The sequence below is a fragment of the Aestuariicoccus sp. MJ-SS9 genome (assembly GCF_032586235.1).
Classification (GTDB): Bacteria; Pseudomonadota; Alphaproteobacteria; order Rhodobacterales; family Rhodobacteraceae; genus Aestuariicoccus.
Genome location: NZ_JAWHTD010000073.1, coordinates 1 through 10,978, shown reverse-complemented (window position 1 = coordinate 10,978; position 10,978 = coordinate 1). Strand labels below are relative to the sequence as shown.

At 57.7% G+C, this 10,978-nt stretch carries 7 protein-coding genes and 1 pseudogene; 3 read left to right on the top strand and 5 right to left on the bottom strand.

What is annotated here, in order from left to right; all coding sequences use genetic code 11:
• Positions 1-944 (bottom strand): calcium-binding protein (locus tag RXV88_RS22330; RefSeq protein WP_316295868.1); only part of this gene is annotated, 944 nt, incomplete at its 3' end.
• A gap of 371 nt (positions 945-1,315) precedes the next feature.
• Here RXV88_RS22330 and RXV88_RS22325 point away from each other — a divergent pair.
• Together RXV88_RS22325 and RXV88_RS22320 are read left to right on the top strand one after the other, a co-directional pair.
• Positions 1,316-1,741, top strand: coding sequence for a hypothetical protein (locus RXV88_RS22325; RefSeq protein ID WP_316295867.1), 426 nt, complete (start codon positions 1,316-1,318; stop codon positions 1,739-1,741).
• Positions 1,742-2,070: 329 nt separating this feature from the next.
• A pseudogene (locus tag RXV88_RS22320) lies at positions 2,071-2,313 on the top strand (IS21 family transposase); the annotation flags it as partial.
• 322 nt (positions 2,314-2,635) lie between these two features.
• Here RXV88_RS22320 and RXV88_RS22315 read toward each other — a convergent pair.
• The 4 genes from RXV88_RS22315 to RXV88_RS22300 form a co-directional block, all read right to left on the bottom strand.
• Positions 2,636-3,040: a hypothetical protein gene (locus RXV88_RS22315; RefSeq protein WP_316295865.1), complete on the bottom strand. Its 405-nt coding sequence runs from the start codon at positions 3,038-3,040 to the stop codon at positions 2,636-2,638.
• A gap of 72 nt (positions 3,041-3,112) precedes the next feature.
• Positions 3,113-4,018, bottom strand: a complete 906-nt coding sequence (locus tag RXV88_RS22310) for a pirin family protein (protein ID WP_316295863.1) — start codon at positions 4,016-4,018, stop codon at positions 3,113-3,115.
• A 473-nt stretch (positions 4,019-4,491) separates the two neighbouring features.
• Complete coding sequence (locus RXV88_RS22305; protein ID WP_316295862.1) at positions 4,492-5,382, bottom strand: ankyrin repeat domain-containing protein; 891 nt, start codon at positions 5,380-5,382, stop codon at positions 4,492-4,494.
• Between the two features lie 922 nt (positions 5,383-6,304).
• Complete coding sequence (locus tag RXV88_RS22300) at positions 6,305-7,570, bottom strand: serine hydrolase (protein WP_316295861.1); 1,266 nt, start codon at positions 7,568-7,570, stop codon at positions 6,305-6,307.
• Between the two features lie 954 nt (positions 7,571-8,524).
• Here RXV88_RS22300 and RXV88_RS22295 point away from each other — a divergent pair.
• Positions 8,525-10,717 carry a SulP family inorganic anion transporter gene (locus RXV88_RS22295; protein ID WP_316295860.1) on the top strand — a complete coding sequence of 731 codons (2,193 nt, stop codon included), beginning with the start codon at positions 8,525-8,527 and terminating at the stop codon, positions 10,715-10,717.
• The last annotated feature ends 261 nt before the right edge of the window (positions 10,718-10,978 follow it).

Genomic DNA, 10,978 nt, shown 5'->3' with positions numbered 1-10,978 from the left:
GTGACAAAGGCGCCAAACTGGCCCGGCGTGAACCCGTCGTCCTGCAGGTTGCGCTCATAGGTGTCGTTGCCCGGGCCAGCATCGACGAAATCGAGCCCCTGGTTGTCGTTGATCGTGTCATCGCCTTCGCCGCCAAGGATCGAGTCGGGGCCGCGGCCGCCGTAGAGCCGGTCGTTGCCAGAAGTGCCGATGATCGTATCCGCGCCGTCCTCGCCGCGGAACAGGATGCCTCCGCCGGTACCGGAGCCGTCCATCACATCGTCGATCTGAGTGCCGCGGATCTCGTCGATGCCCGAGATGACGTCGGTGTTGCCCTGGGTGTCGATCACCGTGCCCGCGCCGAGGTCGACGTTGATCCCGCTGCCCGCGCCTTCGAAATAATCGATCTCGTAATTGTAGACGACCTGGTCCCAGGCCGCGCCGCCGAGGATCGTGTCCGCGCCGCCAAGGGGCGCAAAGGCCATGTCGGTCAGACCGGCGATGTTGTCGAACGTGTCGCCGTCCTGGCTGCCTTCGAAATAATTGATGTAGGTGAAGGTGTCGTCGATCAGCCCGGGCGTGCCGCTGACGACCGTGCCGCCGCCGTCGGCACCAAGGGTGATCGTCACCCCGCCGACGCCGGAGATGTTGCCATAGCTCAGGTCGGCACTTTCACCCGCGTTCCACTGCCCTTCGTGCCCCAGCACCGTGTCGGAGCCCAGACCGGGGCGGATGTAGTCGCCGAAGCTCTGGCTTTCGGTCGAACCGCCCGAAGCGTCGAGCGTGTCGTTGCCGTCGCCGCCTTCCAGACGGTCGCGTCCGTCTCCGCCATCGAGGCTGTCGTCGCCACCAAAACCGCGCAACGTGTCGTCACCACCGCCGCCGATCAACGTATCGGGGCCGTCAGAGCCTTCGAGCAATTCGGGGGCTGGGGTGTTGAAACGAATGAAGCCGGGAACGTTCATGAAAATCTCCTGTTTCAAATGGCCGGTCACAGGGGCAAGGCGGGTTCCGCGCAGTCACCGGGAAATCTCCGGCTCCTGCAATTTCGTCTTGCCCACAAATTTCAATAGCAAAAGAGGCGGCGGAATTCCACTTTTTGCCAGCTTGTTCAACATTTTCAATTAAAGCGGGCATTCCGGAGCGATCACTCGACCGCCAAAAACCTGTTGCGAAAACCCCGAGACGGGCTTGAATTCCAGGTTCGCACATGTCGAATAGTGTCGCACTCCGCCGTCATCAGAAGGCGGCCCGGAGTCTCCCGTAGACTGCCCTGAAAGAACGGCTCCGGCTGGCCCCAGTTGGCCGGGGTCTACATTGGATCGGAGGGATTGGAATGGCTAAAATACTTGGAGCGTTCAGGAGCGTCGTGTTCCTCGGATGGCTCAGCGTCGCGTTGGCGTCCACCGCGATCGCGGCGGGTGTCTACGCGCTCCAAATGACGACGGCGGTTGCGGCGATGACGACCAAGGCAGCGACCACGGCGATCAAGCATCGCAAGGAACTGGCGAAGACCAAGGCGAAGGCCAGGCTGCGGAGGGCCGTCGTCGCCGTGCCCATCGCCGGCGTGGGTGCGATCGCGTACTTCGAGGAGCAGGACTACCAAGAATGGCTGTCGGAGAACCCCGACGGCTCCCGTCAGAAGTATGCCTGCGAGGTGGCCTCGTTGTCGGCCGAAGTGGTCGATGAGGTGCTGCAAGGCCTGCCGGAATGGATGCGACCGGAGCCGGAGAAATACATGCCGGAGTGCTCGAGCCAGTAGGGGGGCGTCTCAGCGTCAACCCTCGCCACCTTCTCCTCCGTTTTTGCCCCGTTTCCGCCCCCGTTTCCCGGATCGGTGGGATTTCTCGATACGGTTCATCGAGGGTCAAGGTCTCCTACCACCCCAGCCAGCACAGACAAAGTACTGATAACATTGGATAATATCGATCTGAACGGCGGAGCAATACTCGGCCACGGTAGCGGCGGCATTGCGCTGTCGCGGGCGGCGTAAAAGTCGGCCACTTTTGTCCTTTCGATTTTCGGGAGGGCTTGGGGATATTCACCGTGGATTTGTATTTGAAGGTTCGTCACGCTCACTTCGAGGAAGGGATGAGCGGGCGTCAGATTGCTCGGGATTTTGGGATCAGCCGAGATAGTGTCGCAAAAATGTTGGGCTATTCGGAGCCGCCTGGGTATCGGCGGACAGTGCCGATCAGGCGCCCCAAGCTTGATCCGTTTGTTGCCATCATTGATGGCTGGCTTTTTGAAGACAAGAACCGTCCGCGCAAGCAACGGCACACGGCGAAACGGATATTTGAGCGTCTGCGGGATGAGTGTGGATTTTCTGGCGGCTAAGCGGAAAGATACTTTGCATTCAATCCGGTGATGGGCATGTGCGATCTGTTTGCCCTAATCGCAGGGAGGCCGGCCACAGATTTGGTTGCCCACAGTGAAGTCGACTTCCCCGGCCACGATTCTGCTGATAAACGCACAGCCGTCTTCTTGTTCAGCAAAGTGTTGATACGAGCGGACGCCGAAGTGCAGTGGCGCGAACCACAACAGTGTGTCATTGAGCTGCGATAGACGTATTGGCCCGTCGGCTGGCGGAACGGATTCAATGACGTCAGCACGCGCTTGGGGCGACAAGGCGCGCAGAAAGGTCACGTATTCGTGCTCAGCGAGCGTTCGTCCTGGGACACCTCCACGGTTTTTGCAGCAGAACGGCATGCACCAATTCATGCGCCACGATACCGCGAAACAGCTCTCCCTCCGCCAAGTTGAGCAACGGGTTGCCAGGGTCCAATGCCTGATACATCGCGGGCGCATCCAGGACAGTAATCGCATCCTGTCGATCACATCGGTCCAGGCAATTGGCAGCACCTGCGATGGGGTCTCGCGACACGTGAATTGTGATGGAACTTAACTGCGGCAAACCGCAAGGCGCGAGGCTGTCGAGCGTAGAGGACACGAACTCACACAGATGAGTTTCGTCGACAGCAAGCTCACCGGAAATGCTCACATCGCCCCCAATGCAGATACCGGCTATGCCAGGTGCGGCCAAGCCGGTCGATACGGCCACGGCAATGGCGGCGGTGCGGACGAAGCTGCCGCCTAAATCACCAAGTCAAATGACCAACATTCAACGAATGTGTCAGAATTTGATTTCATCCGGCAGGGGGATGAATTCGTCGTCCCCAACAATGCCGGGGAAGCGGCGTTCGCGCCAATCCTCAGCCGCCTGTTCAATACGTTCGCGACTGCTGGACACGAAATTCCAGAAAATGTAGCGCTTCTCCGAGAAAGGTTCGCCGCCCAACACCATCAACCTGGACGCGCTCTCCGCTTTGATGATGATTTCCGCATGTGGCTGGAAGACCACGAGTTGATCTTTGCCGAATGATCCATCCTGTCCCACGATTTCGACCGATCCGCTCACGACATATATCGCGCGCTCAATATGCATGGTATCTAGCTTGTACCGGGCGCCTGCTGCAAGACTGAGGTCCGCGTAAAGCGTCTCGGCGAAAACTTTGGTTGGGGATGTATGTCCGTTCAAAGCCCCGGCCAAAAGGGACATACTGATGCCATCCCCCTCATCTCTGGGGATTTCCGTTGCTGCCACATGCTGAAAGCCTGGGTCCGTTTCTTCCAACTCATTTGGTAGTGCGAGCCAAGTCTGAAACCCGAATATGCTACCACCGTTTTTGCGGAACTCTGCACTCCCGCGCTCAGAATGCACGATACCACGGCCAGCCGTCATCATATTGACTGCGCCGGGCTCGATGGCCTGCGAGTAGCCTTCGCTGTCGCGATGTACCACGCTCCCCTCGATCAAGTAGGTAACCGTAGATAGCCCAATATGTGGATGCGGCCTGACGTCGATTTCCTCATCACCGCGAAAGACCGCAGGCCCAAAGGCGTCTAAAAAGATAAACGGCCCGACCATCTGCCGCTGTGGCGAGGGCAACGCGCGGCGAATTTCAAAACCACCGCCAAGGTCTTTGACAGAAGGAAGTATCACCTGATCAAGCTTAAGAGCGCTGGACGCTTGGGTCATTGTGAACTCCTCATTTGGATAGACTTTACAGATTTCCATACCATCGCTGGGTTGAAGATACACAATCAAGAGTGCTGATCGAAGCGACATCCGACCTATTGCAGAACTCTAGCAAAATGGGCTCGACACAGTCATCTGAGTATTTCCCTCAGATGACGGCTAGGTGCCGTTGAGCGGTCGTTCGGTCGCGGACAGTCGAACTTTCAGCTCTCAACGACCGCTTCGCGCAGGAGCGGACGCTGGCGAAAAGTCGAGGGATGACCGGGTCGCGGACATAGCACCAGTTCACTGCAGTTGCCCAAAGGTCCGCTATCGGAAAATAAACGCTGCCAGAACCGGTCGCCTGTGACCGCTAGCAGCTCTTCAGCTCAAACGGGAGGCGCTTTCGGCCTTGCTGAGCGGATCAATGTCAATTCGAACAGCCGTTCGGCAGATGCGGGGAGCGGGTTCGCCGCGCAGGACATTCACGAACGCTATCGAGCGGCGCTTCGCAAAACGGCTATAAGCCCGATCCGTTCTTCTCTCGTCATTTCGGGCACGCGTAGCATCTCCGTACCAGGAACGACGCCAGTCGGATCAGCAAGGAAAGCGTTCAGCGCTTCCGCAGTCCAGACACCATCCAAATCGGTCATTGCTTTCGAATAGGCGAAATCATCCCTTGCTGCACGCGGCGCTTCGAAGATGCCAATCAAGGATGGACCTACATGAGTGCCCGTCGCTGTTTTACCTTCCGCTATCTCATGGCAAATATTGCACCCATGCAGCGCTCGACGCCCGGCCTCTAAATCAGCAGTGTCGAGTTCGCCCTGAATGATCGGCTCCGGCAAGTTGGGAACGGCGCCGTTGGCCCGGAGAAACTCGACCATGTCCAAATCGCCAGCCTTGGCGGCGACGTGGATTGCAGGCCGTCCCTTGCCGTTACGGAAATTCACGTTGGCTCCGTGCCCGATTAGCATTTTTGCGGCCTCGAACGCCCCTCGGCCAGCCGCTTCGTGCAAAGGCGAGTGACGGAAATCACCGGATTCCAAATCCGGATCGGCTCCATGTTCGAGCAACAGCGCAACCACGTCCGTATCATTGGCGCGCGCGGCGGCATGAAGTGGGCTTCCAAATGTGAAGCTTGTATTGGCATCCGCGCCTCGCTCTAGCAGCAACTTGACCACCTCAGCGTGGCCACGTTGCGCGGCAAAGAAAAGCGGGCGGCTTAATGTTTCAGGCCCATCAGAGCTCGCCTCAAGGGCATTTACGGCTGCTTCTAAATTGCCTTCTCTCGCGGCTGCGATCAGATCAGTGTTCGCTTGAACCGACCCTATCGAGAATGCCAGTCCGAGCAGGACAGCCGATAAAACAGTTCCTGTGCGCATCCTCCTCCTCCCTCGAGCTACTGTATCACGAGGATACTTCAAAAATCCTGATCTGGCGAATTCGGTGACCGCGCCGCGCTCAAAATGTAATCCAGACCTATTCCATGATCCCGCTTAAGTTGTGAGGTGAGATGGCAGATTGTGCCAAAAGCGGTCGAAATTGGCATGCTTTGAGCCAGCAGCCAAAAGGTGACCAGGTCAAAGGCGCCGGCGCCGGGACCTACAGTTGGCCATTGACCGGGTAGCCGCGCAGGGCCTCAGTGTTGACAATACAGAAACACATTGTAGCCGACTTCTTTCTCAAGAATACGAGGTATGACATCGAGCAAGAAATACCTGAATGGCTTGGAAAATTTTCGTCGTGGGGCATCACTGACACATCAGTGTGACTCTGCGGACGGAAGTCTTCGCATCGAACCAGCATGTGGCAGGACCTATCAGATTGGCAATGGCGAAAGTTACTGCTTCAAGAACCACAAGGTCACAAAAACTTTCAGAAATCTCCGAACGTTCTTGCGCGTGATCGCCAAGAGTTAAGCAATCTCATGTCAGCTTCGGGCTCGACGCAGCCATCTGAGTATTTCCCTCAGATGACGACTAAGTGCCGTTGAACGGTCATTCGGTACCGGAAAGCGGGACTGCCAGCTCTCAATGACCGCTTCGATCCGGAGCGGACGCTGGCGACAAGTCGAGGAATAACCGGGTCGCGGGACGTAGCTGCCTGATGCTGATGCAGCAACATTCAGCTTGGCTGCTCGAACTTGTCATGGAAACGGTCGCGGCGCTGCAGTGCGTTTTCTCCGGAGCGGACATTGAACCCCACGCATTGAACCGAAATCCAAACCAGCCGTTCGCAGCGCCGCCGCCCAATGTCTCAGTTGCGGGACGGAGCCGAAGCTCGCATCCAACGTCTTCCTGCTCACTATGTCACGTGCTCGCCTGCAACATGCCGGACCAGAGCGTCCATCGCGTTGCAAGTATAGTCGTGGAAGTACCAACTGTCCGCTTCCGGCTGGCTTGATTGCTTGATGACCGCAACCTCCCTGTTTCGGTCAATGTAGATCCATTGGCCGTTCACCCCGAGCGCGATGATCGCTTCCGACCCGGGCGTGTTTCTGATCCACCATTGTGCGCAATAGCTCCAATGGCCATTCGCCATGTCTTCTTCCGCACTCGGGCCCCTCAGGAAGGCTTCGGTGGACCCCCCTTGCGAAAGCGTGTCGATCACCGCTTTGGGGATGATCTGGTCACCGCCCACACGGCCATTCCGGAGCATTGCCGCGGCAAAGCGCGCCATGTCCTCTGCCGTGGCGTTCAGCCCACCCCCGGCGAAGAGGTTGCCCGTGGCATCCAGAAGGACATAGGCCTCGCCGGTCATGCCGAGTCTTGACCACAGGCGGCTTTCCAGCAGGGTCACAAAATTTTGACCGAACAGGCGACTGACCGCCCAGTTCAGGACATCGGCCTGCGGCGTCTGGTACTCGAACACCGACCCATGCGCGCGCCCCTCGAGCTTGGTCAGTGTGCTGGCATAGTCATAGAGGCTCTGTGGTCCGTCCCAATCGACCGCCTTGATGCCGGCCCCAAGAACCGCGACGTAGTCGTGGATCTCTGCGTCGGGGTCGGCATAGTACTCACTGAATTTTAGCGATGCCGTCATGTCGAGGACCTGACCGAAGGTGGCATCGGAAAAACCCGATCCGTTGTCGAGTTCCGGTATGATGTCCACGATCGGGGTGTCCCGCGTGACCAGCCCCTCTTCGATCGCCATCAATGCGAAGAGGCCGATGAAGGACTTGGTGCAGCTGAACATGATGTGCGGCGTGTCCGGCGTCATGCCATTGAGGTAACGTTCGTAGATGACCCTGTCCTTGTGAACCACGATCAGGCTGTCGGTGAATGTCTGCCGCAGGAAGCACTCGAAATCAGCGAGAGAGCCATCCTTGCGTCGAACTGACAGGCTGCCGATGTCAGCGTCGATCTCGCGCCTCAGCGCGGTACCGGCATCGCTGGGCCGCACAGGTGCTGTCGGCCAGATCTGCCGCATATTCTGGTAGGCCCACCGATTGAATGGCGGCTCCCACACACCATTGAAGCGATCCACCCGCTTACCGGCAGGCGGCGGAAACCCCTGCATAAGACCAAGCTCCAGATGAGTTGCGGTATCGAAGGGTTCGGAGATCGCCATGGCAGTAGTCGCCTTTCCAACACTGTCTTCCTGAGCTTCCGCACCAGAAGTGAACGGTTGGGCTCGCGCGGGTCTGACTACCAGGCTAGCATTGCGTGGTAGGCATGACGACTCCCGACACCGCCCATGTCCGCATCGAGCTCTTCCAAGACATCTGAGCAAAATGATCAGAAGACCGATGGACGGCGGAGAGCGGTCGCCAGAGCCGACAAGTCCGGTGAGCGACGCTGAACGACGGCTTCCACCGATACCAGACGTTCGCCAAAAATTGAGGCTTTGACCGGCTTGCGGACTTTCCAGACCTTCGTCCTGACTGCCTCGACCGTCGCGACCGTCGCGACCGGCCCCGAGCCGACCTCCGACTATCTTTGAATGCCTCGTTGAAGCTTACCCAAAGCCGACCTTCGACCTGACCCGCAGCATCGTGGGTGGCCAGAAGGTCTGCTGAGCGGACAGAGCTACCTTTCTCTACAGAAACTCGTTCTTCGCCGCGGCCGAACTGTGCACTTGTTGCAAGAACGAGAAACACGTGGTGGCATTGGAGCTCTTTTTGGGTCGAAAGTGCACAGGATGCCTTCAGGGTCGGCGAAAGCTATCGGTCACTGCCCCGCCTCGCAACTCAAGAACCCACACGAGGAAATATGAGCGGTTCTGCCAAGGCTTCTGAAGTCGCCTTTCGATTGGAGCTCCGGTTTGCGGCTCGGGCTTTGTCAGTGCCGACTGATAATCCTTGCCGATGTGGCATGATGCAACGTAACCTTTCCCAAAGACGCAATTTTTTTCAAGCTGGTGCGGTTCTCTGGTTTCGCTTCTTCTCGCTGACCGGATAGGTGAGCGTTTCTGCACTGGGTTTTCCTCTGGACGACATATTTTGTGCATCTTGATTTCGGCAACTGTCGGGAGCGTGTGGATACACGGTGCACACCGGCGAACAAGGCGGTGATTTCTCGCGAAATGCTTGTATCCAACGTTATCAAATCTGAGCTGTCACTCGTGTTCAGGCTTTTGCAATATTCGGTTGGCGCAGTCGTGGTTGGCACGATGGCTGTTACGTTAACCATCTCTTTTGCGGCGCTGATCTACACCGGTCCTCTAGCTCCTTTGCTTGGCCAAGGGGCAAGTCTGGTTTTGTTCGGCGCAGCTGTTATGGCTGCCGTTGGAGCCTTCAGCTACTCGCTTCCCGGTTCGATCGCCAATCCGCAGGATGCGAGTGCCGTGGTGCTCGGATCGGCCGCCATCGGACTCGTTTCGACGCATTCCGTTGCGCCTGAAGCGCTTTTCCCAACCATCATTGGTCTGACCATGGCGGCAGGACTGGTCGCGGGGGTTTGCGCATTTTTGGCGGGTGTCCTGCGCATGGGCGCCTTGGTGCGCTATGCGCCGTATCCCGTGACCTCCGGGTTTCTCGCCGCGACCGGGTATCTGCTTGTGACAGGCGCGCTGAGCATCGTCACGCGTGAGAGCGTCACAGTGTTCAATTTCACCGTGGTGCTTGCCAACCTTCCGGTTTCGTATTGGTTGCCCTGGATCGCTGCAGGCCTGGCGCTGGTGGTAATCACAAATCGGTTGCCGGGAGATTTCACTCTTCCGGTCGCTGTCTTCCTGGCTACCGTCATTTTCTACGCGGTCCTCGCTTTGAAGGGCATCTCGATCGAAACCGCACTCGCACGCGGGATGCTCTTGGGACCCTTCAATGCGACAGACGTGCGCAGCATCTTGGACTGGCAGTTTCTGGGCAAAATAGAATGGGCGGAAATATTCTATGCGGCGCCAACGCTCGCAGCGGTAACCGGCCTCACTTTGCTTGGCTCCCTTCTAAATTCCACGGGTTTAAGCATCGTCGTTCAGGAGCCCGTCGATACCGAGCGTGAGATGCGCGCGACCGGACTCGTCAACCTGCTGTCGGCGCCTCTAGGCAGCCTACCTGGATACACGATCCTCGGTGAATCCATCCTGGCTCGGCGGCTCGGTCTCGTTGGCTATGCACCCGGGCTAGTGGTGGCGTTCGCCTGCGGCATGGCCGCATTCGCCGGCATCGAATACCTGGCCTATGCACCGGCTGGCCTGATGGCGATCGTGGTATCCTATCTTGGTTTCGACCTGCTCAACAGCTGGCTGATTGCCAGCCGAACGCGCATGTCGGCTTATGAATATATCGTCGTGCTGCTCATCTTGCTGGTTACGGCCACATTTGGCTTCCTCGAAGCCCTCGCACTTGGCACGCTCGCGGCGGCCGTGATCTTTGTCATTACCTACGCCAAAACGGATGTCGTCAACTTGCGATACGATCTCGCCCAGAGACAGTCTTGGGTGGAAAGACCCGAGGAGGAGTTGGCGCAGCTTCGAACGGCGGGACATGTCTGCGTGGTATTGGAATTGTCCGGTTTCCTGTTTTTCGGTACTGCCGACAAGATAACCCGGCTTGCGATAGCGGAAACCGAAGCCGATTCCGAACTGCGATATCTAATCCTGGATTTTGGTCGGGTGACCGGTCTGGATGCGTCCGCGTCCGCGTCGCTGATCGAAGTGGTGAGACTGTCCCGGTCCGCCGGGGTGGAAATTACATTCTGTTCCATATCCTCGGAGCTAAAAAGACAAATTCAGCTAGTCGTGCCTGAGCGGGAACGACCAAGAATAAACGGTTCGATCGAAGCAGAACTTGAGCGCGTCGAAGACATTCTGCTCGAAGAGGCCTTTGCGTCAGAGCCAAGACGCATCCCCCATATCCTGGAAGTCGCGCAGGCCTTGGAGAAGGAGTTCGCCGAAAGCCCAGACATTATCCGCCGGATTTCTTTGCGTGAAGGTCAGGTTCTGCTGGCCCGCGGCAGTAACTCACGAGAGATCTATGTTCTTTCCAGCGGGCAACTTCGAGCGGAAGTGCCAACCACAGACGGCAGGCAGAAAGCCGTTGCGAAACTTCGCGCGGGCGCCTTGATCGGCGAAATTGCCTACTATGCAAATGTACCACGCTCCGCATCCGTTGTCGCAGAAACAGCCTGCGAAGTTGTTTACATTGATCTTGGGCGGTTGGACGGATCGCTCTCCAGCAACGTGTTGGAATTTGAACAAGCATGTGCCGAATGCCTTGCGCGGCGCATCATGCGAATGACCGGGCAATTGAGCGATCCGGACCTCCCGCCCGACTGACGGGCGGTGCCGGCTTATACTTACAGAAGGAAACGGAAAGCGCCCTACAGAATTTCTGCGAAAGGATTTTCCTGGGTCCGGAGCAGACGATGGCAAGCCAGATGTCAGGTCAGCTAAGCGGATGAAATGACCCTTGATTCCTGCCGATAGTGAGGTCAATTTTTGAAAGGTGACCCAGGCGTGTTAGCAACTGTATCTGTCAGGTGGCCGGGGCGGCCCATTTCTGACGGTTTTTGCATAGTGCGTTTGCGATTATGACGA

What these genes read in the sequence shown, in the direction of transcription:
- RXV88_RS22325 (WP_316295867.1), top strand. Translation starts at nt 1,316, where the DNA reads ATGGCTAAAATACTTGGAGCGTTCAGGAGCGTCGTGTTCCTCGGATGG.
- RXV88_RS22305 (WP_316295862.1), bottom strand. Translation starts at nt 5,382, where the DNA reads ATGCGCACAGGAACTGTTTTATCGGCTGTCCTGCTCGGACTGGCATTC.
- RXV88_RS22295 (WP_316295860.1), top strand. Translation starts at nt 8,525, where the DNA reads ATGCTTGTATCCAACGTTATCAAATCTGAGCTGTCACTCGTGTTCAGG.
- RXV88_RS22310 (WP_316295863.1), bottom strand. Translation starts at nt 4,018, where the DNA reads ATGACCCAAGCGTCCAGCGCTCTTAAGCTTGATCAGGTGATACTTCCT.
- RXV88_RS22300 (WP_316295861.1), bottom strand. Translation starts at nt 7,570, where the DNA reads ATGGCGATCTCCGAACCCTTCGATACCGCAACTCATCTGGAGCTTGGT.